19 protein-coding genes are annotated in these 19,477 nt (G+C 63.8%); 6 read left to right on the top strand and 13 right to left on the bottom strand.

Annotation, left to right across the window (positions count from 1 at the left end; genetic code table 11):
- Nucleotides 1-31: 31 nt before the first annotated feature.
- Together BC1002_RS30090 and BC1002_RS30085 are read right to left on the bottom strand one after the other, a co-directional pair.
- Complete coding sequence (locus BC1002_RS30090) at nucleotides 32-823, bottom strand: DUF2182 domain-containing protein (RefSeq protein ID WP_013093746.1); 792 nt, start codon at nucleotides 821-823, stop codon at nucleotides 32-34.
- A gap of 2 nt (nucleotides 824-825) precedes the next feature.
- Nucleotides 826-1,428 carry a DUF1326 domain-containing protein gene (locus BC1002_RS30085; RefSeq protein ID WP_013093745.1) on the bottom strand — a complete coding sequence of 201 codons (603 nt, stop codon included), beginning with the start codon at nucleotides 1,426-1,428 and terminating at the stop codon, nucleotides 826-828.
- A gap of 336 nt (nucleotides 1,429-1,764) precedes the next feature.
- Here BC1002_RS30085 and acnB point away from each other — a divergent pair, with 336 nt between their 5' ends.
- From acnB to BC1002_RS30070, 3 genes are all read left to right on the top strand, one after another.
- On the top strand, nucleotides 1,765-4,350 hold the full coding sequence (gene acnB, locus BC1002_RS30080; protein ID WP_013093744.1) for a bifunctional aconitate hydratase 2/2-methylisocitrate dehydratase: 2,586 nt from the start codon (nucleotides 1,765-1,767) through the stop codon (nucleotides 4,348-4,350).
- A 354-nt stretch (nucleotides 4,351-4,704) separates the two neighbouring features.
- On the top strand, nucleotides 4,705-5,073 hold the full coding sequence (locus tag BC1002_RS30075) for a YciI family protein (RefSeq protein ID WP_013093743.1): 369 nt from the start codon (nucleotides 4,705-4,707) through the stop codon (nucleotides 5,071-5,073).
- Nucleotides 5,070-6,338 (top strand): RNA polymerase sigma factor, encoded by a 1,269-nt coding sequence (locus BC1002_RS30070; protein WP_013093742.1) that lies wholly within the window; start codon nucleotides 5,070-5,072, stop codon nucleotides 6,336-6,338. The genes BC1002_RS30075 and BC1002_RS30070 overlap by 4 nt, the downstream gene beginning before the upstream one ends.
- Nucleotides 6,339-6,385: 47 nt before the next feature.
- On the opposite strand, the gene BC1002_RS30065 is transcribed toward BC1002_RS30070, so the two are convergent.
- The 4 genes from BC1002_RS30065 to BC1002_RS30050 all read right to left on the bottom strand — a co-directional run bounded on the left by BC1002_RS30065 (nucleotide 6,386) and on the right by BC1002_RS30050 (nucleotide 8,440).
- Nucleotides 6,386-6,877 (bottom strand): lytic transglycosylase domain-containing protein, encoded by a 492-nt coding sequence (locus BC1002_RS30065; RefSeq protein ID WP_013093741.1) that lies wholly within the window; start codon nucleotides 6,875-6,877, stop codon nucleotides 6,386-6,388.
- A gap of 23 nt (nucleotides 6,878-6,900) precedes the next feature.
- The gene (locus BC1002_RS30060) at nucleotides 6,901-7,239 is read right to left on the bottom strand and encodes a hypothetical protein (RefSeq protein ID WP_013093740.1); all 339 of its coding nucleotides are present in this window, start codon (nucleotides 7,237-7,239) and stop codon (nucleotides 6,901-6,903) included.
- 4 nt (nucleotides 7,240-7,243) lie between these two features.
- Entirely contained in the window at nucleotides 7,244-7,618 is a 375-nt protein-coding gene (locus BC1002_RS30055; protein WP_013093739.1) for a hypothetical protein, read from the bottom strand.
- 207 nt (nucleotides 7,619-7,825) lie between these two features.
- Complete coding sequence (locus BC1002_RS30050; protein ID WP_013093738.1) at nucleotides 7,826-8,440, bottom strand: TetR/AcrR family transcriptional regulator; 615 nt, start codon at nucleotides 8,438-8,440, stop codon at nucleotides 7,826-7,828.
- Between the two features lie 84 nt (nucleotides 8,441-8,524).
- Between BC1002_RS30050 and BC1002_RS30045 the strand changes: the two genes are divergently transcribed.
- A complete protein-coding gene (locus BC1002_RS30045; RefSeq protein WP_013093737.1) occupies nucleotides 8,525-9,655 on the top strand; it encodes an MBL fold metallo-hydrolase in 1,131 nt (376 codons plus the stop codon).
- An 11-nt stretch (nucleotides 9,656-9,666) separates the two neighbouring features.
- Here BC1002_RS30045 and BC1002_RS30040 read toward each other — a convergent pair whose 3' ends face one another.
- A complete protein-coding gene (locus tag BC1002_RS30040; protein ID WP_026226163.1) occupies nucleotides 9,667-10,518 on the bottom strand; it encodes a LysR substrate-binding domain-containing protein in 852 nt (283 codons plus the stop codon).
- 108 nt (nucleotides 10,519-10,626) lie between these two features.
- Here BC1002_RS30040 and BC1002_RS30035 point away from each other — a divergent pair, with 108 nt between their 5' ends.
- Nucleotides 10,627-11,490, top strand: coding sequence for an alpha/beta fold hydrolase (locus BC1002_RS30035; RefSeq protein WP_013093735.1), 864 nt, complete (start codon nucleotides 10,627-10,629; stop codon nucleotides 11,488-11,490).
- Between the two features lie 23 nt (nucleotides 11,491-11,513).
- On the opposite strand, the gene BC1002_RS30030 is transcribed toward BC1002_RS30035, so the two are convergent.
- The 6 genes from BC1002_RS30030 to BC1002_RS39445 all read right to left on the bottom strand — a co-directional run bounded on the left by BC1002_RS30030 (nucleotide 11,514) and on the right by BC1002_RS39445 (nucleotide 18,680).
- Complete coding sequence (locus BC1002_RS30030; protein ID WP_013093734.1) at nucleotides 11,514-12,221, bottom strand: ABC transporter ATP-binding protein; 708 nt, start codon at nucleotides 12,219-12,221, stop codon at nucleotides 11,514-11,516.
- Nucleotides 12,214-12,978, bottom strand: a complete 765-nt coding sequence (locus BC1002_RS30025) for an ABC transporter ATP-binding protein (RefSeq protein ID WP_013093733.1) — start codon at nucleotides 12,976-12,978, stop codon at nucleotides 12,214-12,216. The genes BC1002_RS30030 and BC1002_RS30025 overlap by 8 nt, the downstream gene beginning before the upstream one ends.
- Entirely contained in the window at nucleotides 12,975-13,964 is a 990-nt protein-coding gene (locus BC1002_RS30020; RefSeq protein WP_013093732.1) for a branched-chain amino acid ABC transporter permease, read from the bottom strand. Before BC1002_RS30020 ends, BC1002_RS30025 begins: the two co-directional genes overlap by 4 nt.
- 20 nt (nucleotides 13,965-13,984) lie before the next feature.
- On the bottom strand, nucleotides 13,985-14,845 hold the full coding sequence (locus BC1002_RS30015) for a branched-chain amino acid ABC transporter permease (RefSeq protein ID WP_013093731.1): 861 nt from the start codon (nucleotides 14,843-14,845) through the stop codon (nucleotides 13,985-13,987).
- Between the two features lie 97 nt (nucleotides 14,846-14,942).
- Complete coding sequence (locus tag BC1002_RS30010; protein WP_013093730.1) at nucleotides 14,943-16,118, bottom strand: ABC transporter substrate-binding protein; 1,176 nt, start codon at nucleotides 16,116-16,118, stop codon at nucleotides 14,943-14,945.
- A gap of 1,026 nt (nucleotides 16,119-17,144) precedes the next feature.
- Nucleotides 17,145-18,680: a methyl-accepting chemotaxis protein gene (locus BC1002_RS39445; RefSeq protein ID WP_013093729.1), complete on the bottom strand. Its 1,536-nt coding sequence runs from the start codon at nucleotides 18,678-18,680 to the stop codon at nucleotides 17,145-17,147.
- A gap of 370 nt (nucleotides 18,681-19,050) precedes the next feature.
- On the opposite strand from BC1002_RS39445, the gene BC1002_RS30000 reads away from it, so the two are divergent.
- Nucleotides 19,051-19,428 carry a DUF3022 domain-containing protein gene (locus BC1002_RS30000; protein ID WP_013093728.1) on the top strand — a complete coding sequence of 126 codons (378 nt, stop codon included), beginning with the start codon at nucleotides 19,051-19,053 and terminating at the stop codon, nucleotides 19,426-19,428.
- Nucleotides 19,429-19,477: the final 49 nt, after the last annotated feature.

The raw sequence follows: 19,477 nt of genomic DNA, 5'->3' as shown, positions 1-19,477 counted from the left end.
GGGCAGGAGCGCGCAGGCTGCCGCGCACGGCTCAGACGATGCGGGCGTGCTGTACGACGATCCACGCGGACCACGCAAGCAACGCGACGCCGAGCGGCTTGCCGATCGACCTGCCCCAGCGGAAATTCTTCTCGGCCGACATGACCGCGCCCAGCGCCAGCATCCAGCCGACGCTGCCCGTGCCGACCGCGAACATCAGCAGCATCAGCGCCCAACAGCAGCCGATGCAGAACGCGCCGTGACTGATGCCGAGCACAAAGCTCTCGCGGCGCGCGCTTTTGCCCCGCCAATGCTCGGCGATGAACATCAGCGGCGAGCGGCATTTGTCGAGACATCGATGTTTGAGGCTGCTGAACTGATAGAGGCCCGCGAGCGCGACGATCGCGGTACCGATCAGCCAGCCGTTCACAAGCAAGCTCGGAACTTTGTCGGCGACCAGATGGAGCGCCGCGTCGAAGCCGTGCGCGACCACGCCGAACAGCGCCCATGTCGTCGCATAACCGACGATCACAAGCGCCATCAGCGTGCGCCGGTTTTCGCGCGCGACGGTCATCCGCCGGAAGGTATCGAACAGCGGGAAGGCGCTCGGCAGCATCATCGCCGCGATCATCAGCAGCCATGCGGCGCTGTGCAGCAGCGCCGCGATCGTGAGGCTCGCGCCCGGCACCTCGCGGCATATCGTGCCGACGAGCGGCAGTTCGGCCCAGCTCGCGTGACGCAGATAACGCGCATAGGGTCCCGCGTCCCACACCCATAACGCCAGCCACGCGCTGCTCGTCAATGCGACGAACAGCGGCGCGAACAGCCGCGAGCGTGCGAGCATCTTCACGACGCGAAATTGAACGATCCCTGAATGGCGTTATGTCCGCTCAACGCGAGGTCGAGATCGAGCTTTTCGTGCCGCAGGCGGAAAGAGTTCGCCTTGCCGACGAAAGCAGGGGAGCCCGGTATCGTCGAAAAGATGCTTTCGACCAGTTTGGTCGGCTCGCCGGTCGGGCCGCGATAGGGCTCCAACTCGGCATCGATTGCTTCGCCGACTTTCATCCTGCCCTTGCCATCGACGACCGTATATTCGATCGGCACGCGTTCCACGGACACGACTTCGCCGATCAATTGCACGAGATCCGCCAGGGGGCCGCCGCGCTCGCCACGGTGCACGCTTACCAGAGCGTCGAACTGAGCGTCGCTCGCGCGCTCGTCGACGAACATCGCGACGCGCCAGCCGCCTTTGAGCACATTGCCGGGAATGAACGCCGCGAAGGCGATCGTCAGGCCCGATACATCGACGCCGTCGATCGTGCCTTGCTCGTAGTGGTAAGCCATCGCACTACGGCACGAGCCGTTATCGGGGTCTTCTCCGATCCAGCAAGGACACAGCACCTTGCATTCACACACTTCGAGGATGCTGCCCATCAGTTGATAGCTCATTTGCGCCTCCGCTGCCGGTTGAATCCGGCCGGGAAGAACATCGCCGGACATCCTCTGTTGTAGGCGTTAAGCGGGCAGTAAGCAAAGCATTCGAGCGACGGCGAATGATTGAAACGGCTTACACAGTCGGTGCTTTTGCGATGGCGGGGAAGCGTGCGCCCAGCGCCCGAAGCGCATCACGCATCGCCGGTTTCCGCAAACCAACTCTTATATAAGACATAAGACATTTGACCGTGGAGGGGTATTGCAATTAAAATCGCGATCAAAGCAGTGCCCGGCACAGCTTGGAGTGCCTAAAAAGCCTTTCCCTGAAACGCAAATACCAGCAGGTCCCCCATGCTTGAAAACTTTCGCGCTCACGCGGCCGCACGCGCCGCGCTCGGCATTCCTCCCCTGCCGCTGACGGCTCAGCAAACAGCCGAGCTGGTCGAACTCCTGACGAACCCGCCCGCTGGCGAAGAGCAGACGCTGCTCGACCTGATCACCAACCGCGTCCCCGCCGGCGTGGACGAAGCCGCCCGCGTGAAGGCCGGCTTCCTCGCCGCCGTCGCCAAGGGCGAGACCGTCTGCGCGCTGATCTCGCGCGCCCGCGCCACCGAACTGCTCGGCACGATGCTGGGCGGCTACAACATCCAGCCGCTGATCGAACTGCTGTCCGACGCCGAAGTGGGCACCGTGGCCGCCGACGCGCTGAAGAAGACCCTGCTGATGTTCGACCAGTTCCACGACGTCAAGGAACTGGCCGACAAGGGCAACGCCAATGCGAAGGCCGTGATGCAAAGCTGGGCCGACGCCGAATGGTTCACGAGCCGTCCGGAAGTGCCGCAAAGCATGACCATCACCGTGTTCAAGGTGACGGGCGAAACCAATACCGACGACCTGTCGCCGGCTCCGGACGCAACCACCCGTCCGGACATCCCGCTGCACGCGCTGGCGATGCTGAAGAACGCGCGCCCCGGCATCACTCCGGAAGAAGACGGCAAGCGTGGCCCGGTCAAGTTCATCGAGTCGCTGAAGGAAAAGGGCCACCTGGTCGCGTACGTGGGCGACGTGGTCGGCACCGGCTCCTCGCGCAAGTCGGCCACCAACTCGGTGCTGTGGTTCACGGGCGAAGACATCCCCTTCATCCCGAACAAGCGCTTCGGCGGCGTGTGCCTCGGCGGCAAGATCGCCCCGATCTTCTACAACACGATGGAAGACGCCGGCGCGCTGCCGATCGAACTCGACGTGTCGAAGATGGAAATGGGCGACGTGGTCGAACTGCGCCCGTACGAAGGCAAAGCACTGAAGAACGGCGAAGTGATCGCCGAGTTCCAGGTGAAGTCCGACGTGCTGTTCGACGAAGTGCGCGCCGGCGGCCGCATTCCGCTGATCGTCGGCCGCGGCCTGACCGCCAAGGCGCGTGAAGCGCTGGGTCTCGCTCCGTCGACGCTGTTCCGCCTGCCGCAACAGCCGGCCAACAGCGGCAAGGGCTTCTCGCTGGCGCAGAAGATGGTCGGCCGTGCTTGCGGTCTGCCGGAAGGCCAGGGCGTCCGTCCGGGCACGTACTGCGAACCGAAGATGACCTCGGTCGGCTCGCAGGACACCACGGGCCCGATGACCCGCGACGAACTGAAGGACCTGGCGTGCCTCGGCTTCTCGGCCGACCTGGTCATGCAGTCGTTCTGCCACACCGCCGCTTATCCGAAGCCGGTGGACGTGAAGACCCACCAGACGCTGCCGAACTTCATCAGCAACCGTGGCGGCATCGCGCTGCGCCCGGGCGACGGCGTGATCCACTCGTGGCTGAACCGCATGCTGCTGCCCGACACCGTCGGCACCGGCGGCGACTCGCACACGCGCTTCCCGATCGGTATCAGCTTCCCGGCAGGTTCGGGTCTGGTCGCCTTCGCGGCCGCCACCGGCACGATGCCGCTGGACATGCCGGAATCGGTGCTGGTCCGCTTCAAGGGCAAGATGCAGCCGGGCGTGACCCTGCGTGACCTGGTCAACGCGATTCCGCTGTACGCGATCAAGCAAGGCACGCTGACGGTTGCCAAGCAAGGCAAGAAGAACATCTTCTCCGGCCGCATTCTCGAAATCGAAGGCCTGCCCGATCTGAAGGTCGAGCAAGCGTTCGAACTGTCGGATGCGTCCGCCGAGCGTTCGGCCGCCGGTTGCACGGTGCACCTGAACAAGGAACCGATCATCGAATACCTGAACAGCAACGTCACGCTGCTGAAGTGGATGATCGCCCAGGGCTACCGGGACCCGCGCAGCCTGCAGCGCCGCATCAAGGCGATGGAGCAGTGGCTGGCCGACCCGCAACTGCTGTCGCCGGATGCCGACGCCGAGTACGCAGCCGTCATCGAGATCGACCTCGCCGACATCCACGAGCCGATCGTGGCCTGCCCGAACGATCCGGACGACGTGAAGACGCTGTCGGACGTGGCCGGCGCGAAGATCGACGAAGTGTTCATCGGCTCGTGCATGACCAACATCGGTCACTTCCGCGCGGCGTCGAAGCTGCTGGAAGGTAAGCGCGACATCCCGGTCAAGCTGTGGGTGGCTCCGCCGACCAAGATGGATCAGAAGCAGCTGACCGAGGAGGGCCACTACGGCGTGTTCGGCACGGCTGGCGCGCGCACCGAAATGCCGGGCTGCTCGCTGTGCATGGGTAACCAGGCACAGGTGCGCGAAGGCGCGACGGTCATGTCGACGTCGACCCGCAACTTCCCGAACCGCCTCGGCAAGAACACGAACGTGTACCTCGGCTCGGCGGAACTGGCGGCGATCTGCTCGCGTCTCGGCAAGATCCCGACCAAGGAAGAGTACATGGCCGACATGGGCGTGCTCAACGCCAACGGCGACAAGATCTATCAATACATGAACTTCGATCAGATCGAAGACTTCAAGGAAGTCGCCGACGGCGTGACGATGTAAGTCAGCCGTCGGGCTACGGCGTGTCGTTCGCGTCGTAGCGCCACGAAATGGCGCCTCGGGCTGAATGCCTGCGGCGCCATTTTTTTTGTCGGGTTCGTTTCGCAGTTCCCGATCCCGGCCTCGCCGCGCCGCAGCCGATCCCAGGTCGACAACGCAGCTGACCCGTCCGAAAATGCTTTGCGAAACACGCTCGAACCGGCTGCGATCCAAACGTCTTTTTCCAATGCAGCGTGGGTCCCAGCTGGCCGTGCGCGAATTTTTTTTACGCCACCTGTCCGTCCGCATACGGCCCGCGCGTCATTGATATGGCGGCCGATGCAATTCATCCGCCTCAACCCCATGACGGAGGCTCAAATGGAATACCTGTTGATGATCTACTCGGAAGAAAACAGCTGGAACAAGATGACCGACAGCGAGCGGCAGCAAGGCGTCGCCGCCTATCACGCGTACACCGAATCGTTGAAGAAATCCGGGGCTCTGGTGGGCGCCAACCGGTTGCAGCACTCGAACACGGCCACCACGGTGCGGCTCGTCGACGGCAAGCCGCAGGTTCTCGATGGCCCGTTTTCCGATTCGAAGGAGCAACTCGCCGGCTACTACCTGATCGACGTGCCTAATCTCGACGCGGCGATGGCGTGGGCGTCGCGGTGTCCCGGAGCGGCGCACGGCGTCATGGAGGTGCGCCCGGTCTGGACCGCTCCGTACGAAGCGCCGTCTGCATGAGCGGCTCCGGCGACGCTCGTGGCGATGACGGCGTCGCGCGTTCGATGGCCGAGGCGGTCGCTCGCCGCAGCTACGGTAAGCTCGTCGCGCTGCTGGCGATGCGCACGCGCGACGTCGCCGCGGCCGAGGACGCGCTCGCCGACGCATTCGCGGCGGCGCTCGCGGACTGGCCGGAGCACGGCTGTCCGGCGAGTCCCGAAGCTTGGCTGATGACGGTTGCGCGCCGCCGGGCGATCGACGGCGCGCGTCATCGCCAGGTCGGCGACGACGTGGCGAACCAACTGCTGATTCTCGCCGACGAAATCGACGAGTGCGCGGCAGACGCGCTGCCCGACCGGCGGCTGGCGCTGCTGTTCGCGTGCACGCACCCCGCGCTCGAGGCCCCGATCCGCACGCCGCTGATGCTGCAAGTGGTGTTGGGGCTGGAAGCGAAGACGATTGCGTCGGCGTTCCTGATGTCGCCCGCCGCGATGAGCAAGCGCCTCGTGCGGGCGAAGACCAAGATCCGCGAAGCGGGCATTCCGTTCAGCGTGCCCGAGCGCGAGGAACTGCCCGGCCGGCTCGACGCGGTGCTCGAAGCGGTCTATGCGGCGTATGCGGAAGGTTGGACGGACCCCATCGGCGGCGATACCGAACGGCGCGATCTTGCCGACGAGGCGCTGTATCTCGCGCAACTGCTCGTCGAGCTGCTTCCGGAAGAACCGGAGACGCTAGGCCTGCTCGCGCTGATGCTGTTCGCACAGGCGCGGCGTGATGCGCGACGCGATGCGGCTTGCGACTACGTGCCGCTGTCGGCACAAGACCCAGCAACATGGAATGCACCGATGATCGACACGGCGAACGCACTATTGCGGCGCGCGAACGCGTTCAACGCAATCGGGCGCTTTCAGCTCGAGGCCGCGCTGCAATCGGCGCATGTGGATCGCTGCCGGACGGGGCGCCCGAACTGGGACGAAATCGTGCAGCTCTACGATGGACTGCTCTCGATTGCAGCGTCGCCGGTAGTCGCCGTGAACCGCGCGCTCGCCGTGGCGGAGCGTGACGGCCCGCAGGCGGCGCTCGATGCGCTGGAGCCGTATGCGGACGATCCGCGGCTGGCCGACTACCAGCCCTACTGGGCCGCACGCGCCAATCTGCTCGCGCGTGCCGGCGCGACGGCGCAAGCGCTCGGTGCGTACGATCTGGCGATCGGCCTCGAGCGTGACCCGGCAGTGCGCCGCTTCCTGCAGCGCAAGCGAATGGAGCTTGGATCGGGGAGTAGTTAGCGGAGCGCGATCTGCTGGCAACGACCCGCGCGGCCCGCGCCTGAATCTCACCGCTCCCGCTGCAACAGCCCCCAGCTGACGAGAATCGCCTGGATGCTGCGCGCGTAGGCGTCACGTTCACGCGGCGATTCCGAGTGATACGCGCCGATGGCGCGCCATGTGTTGCCGTGGCGCACCATCTTCTGCTTGAGCAGCCAGGCGGCCACGAAGATATTCACGCACGGGTCCGTGAGCGCGCGGTGCGGAATGCCCTGGCTCGCGAGTTCCGGAAAGTGGATCGAATTGATCTGCAATTGGCCCACGTCGATCGAACCGTTGGCGTTGCGGTTGATGGCGGTCGCGTCGCCTTTCGATTCGCGCCATGCCACGGCGCGCAGTACGTGCGGATTGACACCCTGGTAGGCGCCGGCCTTGTCGAAGCAGTCATCGGCGGTCGGGGCGGCCTGCGCGCCCGAACTGCCGAGGACCACCAGCGCCGCCCAGGCGCAGATGGCCCACGACCGCAAAGGGCCGAAGGCGTTGGTCTTGTGCTGGTCCATGGGTCGGCGCTCCAGGTCCTGCTTTATTGCGCCAGCGCGGAATCGAGCTGCCGCTCGATGTCCTTCAGGTAGGCGCGTGATTCATCGGAGACGACGAGGCGCGGCGTCGGCATCGCACAGTGGCAATCGCGCTTTTGTGTCTTCTTCTTGTTGCGCGACGTCGAGCGCGCCGCGGGAAGGTCGTCATCGTCGCCGGTGGAGGGCGGCAGCATCGCGAGCGTGGGCAGCGGCGGGTAGACCTTGTCCGTGGAGGCCAGGTTGGCAGAGGTGGCCGCGGTTGCAGGCGCGCCGGCGGCGGGCTGGCCCGCCCACGCGGCCGAACACAAGCATAGCGATGCCGCGACGAAAGCAATCAGGCGCATCGTGTCAGCTCCCCGCACGTAGCGGCTGGATCGAGACGCTGTACGTCTGGTTCGCGCCGGTCGTCAGGTTCTCTAGTGCGGGTTTGAGCCCCTGCTGCGGCACACCCCGCCAGATCGCCTCGTTGATGTACTTGAAGTCCTGGCCCAGCGCCGTCACGCGGATCACCGTGGGCCGCTTCTGCGCGGCGGCGAGCGCGCCCGCCTTGGCGAGCACCGTGGCCAGTTGCGGATCGCGCGCGCCGAGGGCATCGGCGGGAATGTCGAACTTCATGATCACGTTCGACACCGCCGGTTTCTCGGCTTGAGCCGTAGTGGGCTGCTGCACTTGTGCGCAGCCTGTTATGAACATTACGGCAAGTAAGAGCACAACGCGCGTCACATCGGGTCTCCAAAGTTTCGAGGCGATGTACGCGTTTTCGGCTTGGGAAGCTGAGACTTGATACCCGGAGGCAAACGTTTGCGAAAAAGGAAGAGTTCGCTCTCGCGGCGCCCGCTTCGCGGAAAGTCACTGCGGGCATCGCCGCCTTCGAGCAAAGAACTTCTTGCGTTGACGGGTAGCGCCGCAGCAATCCCAACCCGACAAACCTCACGCATAACGCGCGAGGAACATATCCGCCGCCGCTTCCGCGATCCGCTTCTGCTCGCCGGCATCGAGCGGCACTTGACCCATCGCCACTTGCGGCCAGAAGGCGAAAGCCTTCACGAGCCCCTGCAACTGCAGTGCGGCGAAGACGGGGTCCTCGGTCTTGATGCGGCCGTCCGCGGCAGCCGCCCGGACCCATGCCGTCAGATCCTCCTCGCGCTCCCCCATGCGAGCGACCATATCGCGCGCGCGCTCCGGCGAATGGATGCCAGCCGCGATCGCCACCCGTGCCAGCGACAAAAAGGATTCGTCGTGAAGCAGCCTCAGCTTGCGCTCCAGCAGATCGAGCAACTGCCCGCGCAATGGTTGATCGGCGAGGTAGGAGGGCGCATCGCCGTCGTGGCTCGCGTCCCATAGCTGCTGGAGGATCGCCGCGAAAAGCGCTTCCTTGCTCGGGAAATGGTTATAGACCGTGCGCTTCGAGACGCTCGCGCGGGCGGCGATGCGGTCCATGCTGGTTGCGTCGTAGCCGGCCGCGAGGAACTCCTCGATCGCGGCGGTGACGATCGCGACGCGCTTTCGGTCAGTCAGACGTTGGGGGCGGGCAGGCGATTCCATCCCCTAATTTTACACTGGTCAGTTTACTTTTCTTGAAAATAAACTACACTGCCGGGTGTACGTTTTCTTCGAAAGGTCAACTTGATGACGTCGCTTCCCGCCTATGTCCGCCGAATGCTCGGCGTGAACGCCGCGCAACGCAGCCGCGCGAGGTTCGGCCTGTCGCCGCAGCATGACGGCGAGCGCTTTCGCAACGTCAAGCCGCGTCCGGCGGAAAGCCTGCGCAAAACGCTCGGCCTCGCGTGGACGGTGCTGTTCAACAAACCGCGCGGCACCGTGCCGGCCGACGCATTGCCCGTCGAAACGCTGACACGCGCGCAACTCGATGCGGCGCCCGATCGCAGCCTGTACCGGCTCGGTCACTCGACGATGCTGCTGAAGTTGCGTGACAAGTACTGGCTGACCGATCCCGTATTCGCCGAGCGGGCGTCGCCGTTCCGCAATCTCGGTCCGAAGCGCTTTCATGCGCCGCCGATCTCGCTCGACGATTTGCCGCCGCTGCACGGCGTGATCCTGTCGCACGATCACTACGACCATCTGGACCGCGAGACCGTCCTGCTCCTGGCGCAGCGGACCGAGGTGTTCCTGACGCCGCTCGGGGTCGGCGACCGGCTCGTCGAATGGGGTATCGACGCGGCGAAGGTCCGGCAGTTCGACTGGTGGCAGGGCACGGTGGTCGAAGGCATCGAGTTCACCGCGACACCCGCGCAGCATTTCTCGGGGCGCAGCCTGTTCGACGGCAACCGCACGTTGTGGGCGTCGTGGGTGATCGTCGATAACGATCTACGCGTGTTCTTCAGCGGCGACACCGGCTACTTCGATGGATTCAGCGCGATCGGCGAGCGCCTCGGACCATTCGACGTGACGTTGATCGAGACCGGTGCGTACGACGCGATGTGGCCATATGTCCATATGCAGCCTGAAGAAACCGTGCAGGCGCATATCGACCTGCGCGGCCGCTGGCTCGTGCCGATTCACAACGGCACCTTCGACCTCGCGATGCATCGCTGGCAGGAACCGTTCGAGAGGGTGACGGGGCTGGCGCTCGCGCGCGGCGTCGCGCTGTCGACACCGCGCATGGGCGAGCGCCTCGATCTGACCGCGGTGCATCGCGGCGAACGCTGGTGGCGCGAGGTGGCGCAAACGGTCGCTGCGCCGAAGGCTGCGTGGCGGATGTGTGCGTCGTGCCGAGCCGGCGCGGAGGAGTCTTCCTGAAGTCTTCCGGGTTAATTCTTCAGGTCGGCGAGAATACGTTCCGCGAGAAAGTCACACACAGGCCGCTTCGAAGCCGCGCTTCGCGCCAGCACGACTTCGAGTGTGCCGATTTCCGGCAGGCCATTCGCGGCCCCCAGCAGCGAGAAGTGAGCCGGTACCGCGCACTTGGCCAAAGGGGTTACCGCGAGGCCGGCCTCGGCCATCGTCAGCAGACCCAGCAGACTCGGGCTCTCATACGACGTTCGATACGTGATGCGCGCGCGCTCCAGGCTCCGGATGGCTTTCTCACGCGCGACGCTGCCCGGCAAAAACACGGCGATGGGCAAGGGCCTTTCGCGCCAGATCTCGGTCGCGCCCGGGGCGGCGGCCCACACCATCGGTTCGTGACGCAGGAACTCGCCGTGCAATCCTTTCACGCGCGTCGCGCAGACGAGATCGACCGTGCCGTCCTTCAACATCGGCTCGAGCGCGACGCTCGGCAGCCCCACCACCTGAATCTCCGCCTTCGGATAGGTCGCCGAAAATTTCTTGAGGATCGGCGGGAACAGTGACGTCGCATAATCGTCCGGCACGCCGATCACCACGCGTCCGGTCACGTCGGGCCGAACCACCGCTGCCCACGCTTCATCGCGCAGCGCGATCATCCGTCGTGCGTAGGTCAACAGCATTTCGCCGTCCTGCGTCGGCACCACGCTGCGAGGCTTGCGCACGAACAGCGCCTTGCCGAGCGCCGTCTCGAGCGTCTTGATCTGCATGCTCACCGCCGATTGCGAGCGATGCACGACCTGCGCCGCGCGACTGATCGTGCCGGCGTCCGCCACCGCGATGATCATCGACAGCACGTCCAGATCGAGCGCTTTCATTTCCGTTGCCATGATGGTTCGTATCAGAAAAGTAGATCGATTCCATCAATATTATGCGATTTTCTTTTGCCAGAACACCATCGATAGTGTCGCCAAAGGAGCCCTTTGATGAATGCACGTACCAGCCCATCGATTCTGGCCTCGGCCTATGGCGCGGCCGCGCCATCGTTCGTGACCACCGCATCGAGTGTTGCCATACCGTATGTCGAGTCCGGGCGCGGTGAGCCGATGGTGTTCGTGCACGGCTCGCTTTGCGACTATCGCTACTGGGACGCCCAGGTGGCCTCGCTGTCTGGCCGGTTTCGCTGCTTCGCGCCGAGCTTGAGCCATTACTGGCCCGAGATCGATGCGTTTGGACACAGCGACTTCAGCTGGGAGACGCACGTCGAGGAAATGGCCGGATTCATCACCGCGCTCGACCTGGCTCCCGTTCATCTGGTCGGTCATTCACGGGGTGGGTGCGTGGCTTTCAATCTTGCGCGCGAATATCCGCGCCTCGTCAAAACGCTGACGCTAGCCGACCCTGGCGGCCCGCTGCAAACCGAACCGAGGGGGCAGCCCGCGTTCATGCCGCCGGCGACCAACGTGTTGCGCGCCCGGGTCGCGGAACTGATCGAGCGGGGCGAGTTCGACACCGGCTTGTCGATGTTCGTCGACTCCGTGAGCATGCCGGGGTACTGGAACAAAAGCCCGGAGAGCTTTCGTCGTATGGCGCTCGACAACGCGCTCACGCTGCCGAAGCAGTTGCTCGATCCGCTTCCCGCCTATACGCCGGAAGCCGCGCGCGATATCAAGTGTCGGACGTTGTTGATCGACGGCCAGAGAAGTCCCCGCATGTTCCGCAATACGGTCGACAAGCTCGAACAGTGGATCGAGTTTGCCGAACGCGAAACGATCGACGGTGCGTCGCATGGGATGAATGTCGCAAGACCCGATGCGTTCAACCGGGCGGTCGCGACTTTCGCCGCGTAGACCACCCACGCATCGCGAGCCGCTCAGTGTTGAGACACGGCCAGCAAGGTATCGATCTTGTGATCCTGGGCCAGCAGCTCGGCCGCCGTGCTCGAATGAATGACCGAGCCGCGCTCCAGCACCACGGCGTTGTGCGTGATGCTCAGCGCCTTGCGCGCGTTCTGCTCGACCAGAATCACGGACAGGCCTTCGTCGCGAATGATCTCCGACAGGATGCGCATCAAGTCCTGCACGATGATCGGCGCGAGCCCTTCTAGCGGTTCGTCGAGCAGCAGCACCCTCGGATTGAGCATCAGCGCGCGGCCGATGGCCAGCATCTGCTGCTCGCCGCCGGAGAGCTGGTTGCCCATATTGGCACGGCGCTCCTGCAGGCGCGGGAACATCCCGTAGATGCGGGCCAGGTCCCAGGGACCGGGCACCGCGATCGCGGTCAGGTTCTCTTCGACCGTCAACGACTTGAAGATATTGCGTTCCTGCGGCACCCAGCCGATGCCGGCCAGCGCGCGCTGGTGCGGCCTGAAGGCGGTGACGTCCTTGCCATCGAGCCAGATCCGCCCGCTAAAACGACGCGTGTGACCGACGATGCTGTTGATCAGCGTGGTTTTACCCGTGCCGTTGCGGCCCAGCAGCGCGAGAGCCTGGCCTTGATCCAATGCCAGATCGATACCCGTCAGGATCCTGGCTTCGCCGTAGCCCGCTACGACTCCTTCCAGCTTCAGCAATTCAGACATATTCACCTCCAACCAGCTCCTCGCCCAGATACACGGCCTTCACGCGAGGATCGCGGGCGATGTCGGCGCATGCGCCCTCGGTGAGCAGACCACCGCTCACCAGCACCGAGATGCGGTTGGCGAAGCTGAACACCAGGTCCATGTCGTGCTCGATCAGCAGAATGGTCACGTCGTCGGGCAATGCGGCGACCGTATTGAGAATCTCGCGACGTTCGCCGTCGGGAACACCGGCCACGGGCTCATCCAGCAGCAGCACGCGCGGCTTTGCCGCCAGCGCCAACGCGATTTCGAGCAGGCGCTGCTTGCCGTAGGGCAGCACGCGCGTTTCGCGACTCATCACGTCGAGCAGCTTGCACTGTTCGAGCAGTGAAGCGACTTCGTCCATGATTTCGCCGCGCCGACCGAGCGCACGCCAGAAGCGCGCGCCCAGACCGTCGCGCTCGGAGATCGCGACGGACAGCGATTCGGCCGGCGTCATGTGCTTGAACAGCTGGTTGATCTGGAACGTGCGGACGAGCCCGGCGCGAGCCCGCTTGTGCACGGTCAGCGACGTGATGTCGTGGCCTTCGAGCTCGATGCGGCCCGAAGTCGGCGACAGCACGCCCGTCAGCTGATTGATCAGCGTGGTCTTGCCGGCGCCGTTGGGGCCGATCAGCGCCTGGCGGGCGCCTTTCTCGACGGTGATCGACACGTCATTGGTGGCGACGAGGCCGCCGAAGCGCTTGATCAGATTGAATGTTTGCAGTGCGATCGTCATGCGTTGCCTCCGCTGCGACGGAACCACGTCCACGGACGCACGAGCCGCTCGTGACCCACGATCACGATGATCACCAGCAGCAGGCCGATCCAGAACTGCCAGTATTGCGGCGTGATGTCCGCCAACCGGTCCTGCATGAACCGGAATACGACCGCGCCGATGATGCCGCCATACAGATAACCCGCGCCGCCGATCATCAGCATCAGCAGCACGTCGGCCGAGCGGTGGAAGTCGAGCACGTCGAGCGATGCGAAGCCGGTGGTCTGCGCGAGCAGAGCGCCGGCCACGCCCGCGTACGCCGCGCTCAACGTGTAGACGGCAGTGCGGCGCAGGTTGACCGGCACGCCCATCGCCGCGGCGCGAAGCGGATTCTGGCGGATCACCTGCAGCGACATGCCGAACGGCGACTTGACCACCGCGCGGCCGATCACGAACAGCACGAACAGCGTGACGACCGAATACGTGTAGGCCACCTTGCCGAACAGATCGAACTCGATGTGACCAAAGAGCGGCACCATCGGCACGCCCGTCATGCCGTCGGCCCCGCCGGTGAGCCAGCCGAGCTTGTTGGCCAGTTCATGCAGGATCGAGGCCACGCCGAGCGTCACCATCAGGCGCGTGAGGTCCGAACCGCGCATCACCAGCACGCTGGTGACGAGGCCCGCCAGCGCCGCGACCCCGCACGAGAGCAGCATGCCCAGCAGCGGATCGACATTGAAGTACTTGGCCAGCAATGCAGCCGAGTAAGCACCGAGACCGAAAAAGGCCGCATGGCCCAGCGACACGATGCCGGCGTAGCCGAGGATCAGGTCCAGCGATACCGCGAACAACGCGAGGATCGCCATCTCGTTGAGCAGCAGGTAGTTATTCAGCGGCATCACGCAGACGCCCAGCGCCGCGATCCAGAAGATGATTTCCACGGGGCGCCAGCGCGACCACTGCCTGCCCATGCTGCGGACCTCTGGCACGATCGTCGATGTCCTCATTTCGCTAGAAGTTGCCGACTTCATTTGCCCCCCGCCCTGACGAATAGACCCTGTGGTCGCCACATCAGGGTGATGATCATGACGCCGTAGATGATGAACGCCCCGAGATCGGGGATGTAGTACTTGCCCGCCACGTCCGCGATGCCGAGCAGCAGCGAAGCCAGCAGCGGACCGGTCAGCGAGGTCGTCCCGCCAACCGCGACCACGACCAGGAAATAGATCATGAACTTGAGCGGGAAGATCGGATCGAGGCCGAGCATGTTCGCGCCGAGCGCGCCGCCGAGGCCGGCGAGGCCAGAGCCGAACGCGAAGGTGGTCAGAAACACGAAGTTGATGTTGATGCCGAGACCGCTCGCCGCGCGCGGATCATCCACCGATGCCCGCAGGCGGCTGCCGAAGCGGGTCCGGGTCAGAATCAGCTGCAGCGCGATGACGAGTACCATGCAGACGAGGATCACGAACAGCCGGTAGTAGCCGATGCCGATGCCGGCGAACACCGTGCGGCCCTGCAGCCATTGCGGCAAGGTCAGGAACTGCTGGGTCGAGCCCATGAAGTAGTCGACCGTCGCGATGGCCATGAAGGTCAGGCCGATCGTAAACAGCACCTGGTTGAGTTCGGACTGCCCGTACACGCGCTTATACAGCGTGCGTTCGAGAATGCCGCCAAGCACCGCGGACGCGACGAACGCGATCGGCAATGCGCACAGGAAGGGGATGCTCAGACGCGACATCGCCAGCACGGTGGCGTAGCCGCCCACCATGGCGAAGGCGCCGTGAGCGAGATTGACGAAGTTCATCAATCCCAGCGTGATGGCCAGACCGCTCGCCAGCACGAACAGAAGCATGCCGTAGGCAATACCGTCGAAGAGAATGGTTAGCATGAGTTTTTAACGCCAAAACGCCGCGACCCTGACAGTGCCAGGGGCGCGGCGGGCAAATCGAAGCGATCCGGATACGGCTTGCCTCGCTTTCGCGAGCTTATTTGACCTTGGCCGGGTCCTTGACGGCGTCGACCTTGTCGAACGACACGTTGAACAGCTGGCCATTCACGCGTTCGGTCCGGGTGATGTACACGTTCTGGACCATTTCACGCGTCTGCGGATCGAGTTCCACCGGGCCGCGCGGGCTGTTCCATTTCTGGCCCTTCATCGCGGCCAGCAGCTTGTCGCCGTTGGTGTCGCCCTTGGTGGCTTGCAGCGCCGCGTAGATCAGGTGCATGCCGTCATACGCGCCGACGCTGTGGAAGTTCGGGCGCATGCTGGGGTTGGCTTTTTCGAAGGCGGCCACGTAGGCGCGGTTCTCGGGATTGTCGAGAGCCGCCGAGTAGTGCATCGATGTCACCGTGCCCAGCGCGACGTCACCCATGGCGTTCAGGATGTCGTCATCGACCACGTCTCCGGTACCGATCAGTTTGATGCCCTGTTTGCTCAGGCCGCGCTCGGCGAACTGCTTCATGAACACGGCGCCGGCGCCCGACGGCACGAAGATGAACAGTGCGTCAGGCTTCAGGTCGGCGACTTTCTGCAGGAACGGCGAAAAGTCCGGGTTGGCGACCGGCACGCGCAGTTGCTCGACGACGTTGCCGCCCTCCGCTTCGAACACCTTCTTGAAGGAGTTCTGCGCGTCGATGCCGGGACCGTAGTCGGCGACCAGCGTGACCACCTTCTTGATGCCGTTCCCGGGCGCCCAACGCGCGATGCCCAGGGTGTTCTGCGGCAGCGTGAAGCCCGTGCGCACGATGTAAGGCGACTGCTCCGTGATCATCGCGGTGGCCGCGTTCATCACGATCATCGGCACCTTCGCCTGGGTCGCGAGCGGCGCGGCGGCGAGCGCGAGCGGCGTGAGCCCGAAGCCGGCCAGCACCGACACGTGATCCTTGACGATGAGTTCCTGCGCGAGGCGCTTGGTGGTATCCGGGACGTTGGTGTCGTCCTTCAGGATGACCTGGATCTTCTTGCCCGCGACCGTGTCGCCATGCTGGGCCATATACAGCTTGACCGCCGCATCGACCTGACGACCCGTGGACGCGAACGGACCGCTCATCGGAACGATGAGCCCGACCTTGACCACATCGTCCGCATGAGCGACCACGCTCGAACCTGCCAGCACGAGCGCGGCGGTGGCCTTAAGCAAAGTGCGCTTCTTGTTTTGCATTCGATTTCCTTGCTAACGAACCACGTAACAGCGTTGAAAATCGGACCCCTTGTTCATTGCTGGGAGAGCGCTGTGAGCGGGGTCCGGCGTAACGGTTTGCACACCCGAAGCCGAGGGATCGATTGATCGGTTGGGAGTAGCGGCGGTCATGAAATGCGGCAGTGAGCCTGCCCGTGGCTAATGACCGTACTGTGTCGTGTCGTGGGGAGTGCGCACGGGATGGACGTGGCGGTGATGCGATCGGCGCGAGCGCCGCTGGACCGGCGCTCGGGCGGGTCGGGCGGATAATGCGTTGACGTCAATCAGCTTGCATCCGAACATCTTTTGTCCCCTCTACGGAGGCCTCTCGATCGTGGCCCGCTCGGCTGCGAACCGGTCCGGCCATGCCGGCGGTGCAGGTATCTGTTCGTTTCTGAGTGCGCTTTTCGACTCGCCGATGTGACGGTCGCCCCGGCGCCGCAGAAGACGTTATGCGCTGTCTTACGCGCGTGTGCGATGGTAGCGGCTGGCGGCTCGCGAAGCTGCGCTGACTGTGTCTGCCGTCGACATCCCGATCCAACCAATGACGGCATGCTGCTTGATCTTGTTGGCCTGCCGTTCGCACCCAGCACGATAAGCACGCGCGGCGCGGGTTGAAAGAGCGGGTTAACCACATACGCATTGTTCTATACGCATCGCGCATTGCCGGGCCCGCCCGCGGACGGTGTTGATCTTTGTTGCGCGCAGCCTCGCCCCTGGCAGGCTTCGACGAACATCGCGAGTGAAGCATCCAGGCCTTGTCTGGCGCGGTCTCGCGTCGAGCACGATAAATGGATTAGATGCCTTCTGAAGGAAATCGCAACCCTTGAAAGCGTGCCGCCGTGAGACTTCGTCCTCTTGGCCGGAACGCCGCGGCAGCGAATGTCAATCGACTGATACCTCTAAACCGGATGCCCGAATGGAGCTTTCTGGCGCTGCCCGCTGCGCGGTCGTATCGGGCCGCGATGGTGACGAAGCGACCCGTGACCCGGAACCGACGTTGCCGTATCAGTCGACAGCGAATACTGCTACCTGTTGCACCAGCGTGCCTGATTGCTGCTGGAGCGAACTTGCCGCGGCGGCCGCCTGCTCGACCAGCGCGGCGTTCTGTTGGGTGACCTTGTCCATCTGCACGATCGCCTGATTGACCTGCTCGATGCCCTGATGCTGTTCACGGGACGCAGCGGTAATCTCGCCCATCAGGTCGGTCAGGCGACGCACGGCGGACACGACTTCGTCGATCGTGCGGCCCGATTCGTCGACCTGGGCTTGACCGGTCTTGACGCGAGCGACCGACTCGTCGATCAGTTCCTTGATCTCCTTGGCGGCGGCTGCGGAGCGCTGCGCCAGGATCCGCACTTCATTGGCCACGACGGCGAAGCCCCGGCCTTGTTCCCCGGCTCGAGCTGCTTCGACCGACGCATTCAAGGCAAGAATGTTCGTCTGGAACGCAATGCCTTCGATCGTGCCGATGATGTCGGCCACCTTGCCTGAACTGTTCGAGATCTGGTGCATGGTCTGAACGACACGCTCCATCACCTCGCCGCTGCGCGCCGCAACCTCCGACGCATTGGCGGCCAGAACGTTGCCCTGTTCGGCGCTTTCGGCGTTGCGGCGGACCGTGGCGGTCAGCTCTTCCATGCTCGAAGCGGTTTCTTCCAGCGACGCAGCCTGCTGCTCGGTCCGCGCACTCAGGTCGAGGTTGCCTGCGGCGATCTCTTTGCTTGCCGTAGCGATCGCGTCGGACCCCTTGCGTACGTCGAGAACCACTCTACTCAAGCTGTCGTTCATGTCCTTCAGCGCGTTGAGCAGATGGCCGGTTTCGTCTTTGCTGGTGATCTCGATCTTCTGGGTCAGGTTGCCCTTCGCGACAGTCGACGCAATATTGACGGCTTCCGCGAGCGGGCGGGTGATGCTGCGTGTGATGACCCAGCCAAAACCGACGCTCATGGCAAGGACAGCCGCGCCCAGAGCGGCCAATATCAGGCAGCTCTTCTGCGCGATGTCCGTGATGGCGGCGGTGGCTTTGGTCGTCCCGGAGACCTGAAATTGGTTTATGTCGTCGAGTGTCGCCGTGTAACCGACGTAGACCGGCAGCAGGTCTTTGTTCAGGGATTGGATAGCCTGGGTGCGCAGCCCTTCGGCGTGCAAGCCGACGATCTTTTCGATGCCGTGATCGTAGTCCGCGCTTTGCTTTACAAGCCGCTCGCCCACTTCGGGACGCGCGAGCGATTTCGACAACGTTGCGATCGTTTCATGCAGCGTGGATCTGGTGGCGGCGATTGTATCCAGCGACCTCTTTTGAACTTCCGGATCGTCGTTGAGAAGCAGGTTCCGGACGGCGACCGCGATCGCGTCCAGCTGATGTCCGGCCGCGTTCACGTTCAACAGACGCGGCAGGTTGGTCTTGTCGACAGCGGTGGCCTGGTCGTTCAGACGTTGAAGCATCAGGATTCCGATGCCCACCGTCATTGCGGAAAGTAACAGTACTACCACGAAGCCTGCTCCGATTCTGCTACCGATCTTCATGTTGGAAAACTGCATGGTTTTTATTGCTCAGTTCTGTGTCCGGCTGGAATAGGGGAGTCGTCTGTGCGACGACCAGGCTGGGCAAGCGAGCCAGATGCTTGTTGGGCCTATTCCTTATGTCGGCTTCTGTTTGAAGAACTGAAGAGCGATTTGAGCTGGCGATACGTGCGCGACGGCGTCGTATTGTCGCTGCGTGAAGCGTTCGAATCGCCTGTTACGCCTGCGAATATCTGCTGACGGGCGGCATCGGTACAAATTGCCTCGTGAGCGGCAACGGGATTGCGAGTCCGGCTCCACTCGAAACACTGGCAGCCAGCGACGGCCGGACACGGATTTTGCTCGCGTAAAAGCGGGGCCGGGGCCTCGACCACAAGGAGGACTTTCAATGAAAGACATCGATTTGAACCAGCGCGTCGAAGAAATCGAACTGGCTCTTTCCACGCTATTCGAGTCGCCGAAAGCGCCGGCGATCAGCGGTTACGACGACGGCCGGACCTTCTTCATCCAGGCCTCCTGGGTGATCGAGTCACATGGCGACACGACGCTGGACGCGCGATGCGTGCTCACACTGCGCTTTTCGGCTTCGCAGATTCAGCGTTACGCGCAGATGGACACGGCACAACGTATCCTCGTGCGCGAACGCCTGTGCCAGATGGTTCGCGATCGCCTCCGAGCGCAAGGCAAGGAACTGCCCTTGCAGGGAGAGTGCGCCGAAGATCTGCATGTGGAGGATCGGCTGCTGGATGTCGACGATCAGCTCTGATCCGTCGCGGACGGTGTACGTCCGCGTCGACAATTGACTAGCACGACTC

Origin of the sequence: Paraburkholderia atlantica (genome assembly GCF_000092885.1) — a bacterium.
Taxonomy (GTDB): Bacteria; Pseudomonadota; Gammaproteobacteria; order Burkholderiales; family Burkholderiaceae; genus Paraburkholderia; species Paraburkholderia atlantica.
Note: the sequence above shows the minus strand (reverse complement) of the source record. Positions and strands in the feature narration are given on the sequence as shown.

Coding starts and splice junctions, on each gene's coding strand:
- BC1002_RS30090 (WP_013093746.1), bottom strand. CDS start 823: ATGCTCGCACGCTCGCGGCTGTTCGCGCCGCTGTTCGTCGCATTGACG.
- BC1002_RS30085 (WP_013093745.1), bottom strand. CDS start 1,428: ATGAGCTATCAACTGATGGGCAGCATCCTCGAAGTGTGTGAATGCAAG.
- acnB (WP_013093744.1), top strand. CDS start 1,765: ATGCTTGAAAACTTTCGCGCTCACGCGGCCGCACGCGCCGCGCTCGGC.
- BC1002_RS30075 (WP_013093743.1), top strand. CDS start 4,705: ATGGAATACCTGTTGATGATCTACTCGGAAGAAAACAGCTGGAACAAG.
- BC1002_RS30070 (WP_013093742.1), top strand. CDS start 5,070: ATGAGCGGCTCCGGCGACGCTCGTGGCGATGACGGCGTCGCGCGTTCG.
- BC1002_RS30065 (WP_013093741.1), bottom strand. CDS start 6,877: ATGGACCAGCACAAGACCAACGCCTTCGGCCCTTTGCGGTCGTGGGCC.
- BC1002_RS30060 (WP_013093740.1), bottom strand. CDS start 7,239: ATGCGCCTGATTGCTTTCGTCGCGGCATCGCTATGCTTGTGTTCGGCC.
- BC1002_RS30050 (WP_013093738.1), bottom strand. CDS start 8,440: ATGGAATCGCCTGCCCGCCCCCAACGTCTGACTGACCGAAAGCGCGTC.
- BC1002_RS30045 (WP_013093737.1), top strand. CDS start 8,525: ATGACGTCGCTTCCCGCCTATGTCCGCCGAATGCTCGGCGTGAACGCC.
- BC1002_RS30040 (WP_026226163.1), bottom strand. CDS start 10,518: ATGAAAGCGCTCGATCTGGACGTGCTGTCGATGATCATCGCGGTGGCG.
- BC1002_RS30035 (WP_013093735.1), top strand. CDS start 10,627: ATGAATGCACGTACCAGCCCATCGATTCTGGCCTCGGCCTATGGCGCG.
- BC1002_RS30030 (WP_013093734.1), bottom strand. CDS start 12,221: ATGTCTGAATTGCTGAAGCTGGAAGGAGTCGTAGCGGGCTACGGCGAA.
- BC1002_RS30025 (WP_013093733.1), bottom strand. CDS start 12,978: ATGACGATCGCACTGCAAACATTCAATCTGATCAAGCGCTTCGGCGGC.
- BC1002_RS30020 (WP_013093732.1), bottom strand. CDS start 13,964: ATGAGGACATCGACGATCGTGCCAGAGGTCCGCAGCATGGGCAGGCAG.
- BC1002_RS30015 (WP_013093731.1), bottom strand. CDS start 14,845: ATGCTAACCATTCTCTTCGACGGTATTGCCTACGGCATGCTTCTGTTC.
- BC1002_RS30010 (WP_013093730.1), bottom strand. CDS start 16,118: ATGCAAAACAAGAAGCGCACTTTGCTTAAGGCCACCGCCGCGCTCGTG.
- BC1002_RS39445 (WP_013093729.1), bottom strand. CDS start 18,680: ATGCAGTTTTCCAACATGAAGATCGGTAGCAGAATCGGAGCAGGCTTC.
- BC1002_RS30000 (WP_013093728.1), top strand. CDS start 19,051: ATGAAAGACATCGATTTGAACCAGCGCGTCGAAGAAATCGAACTGGCT.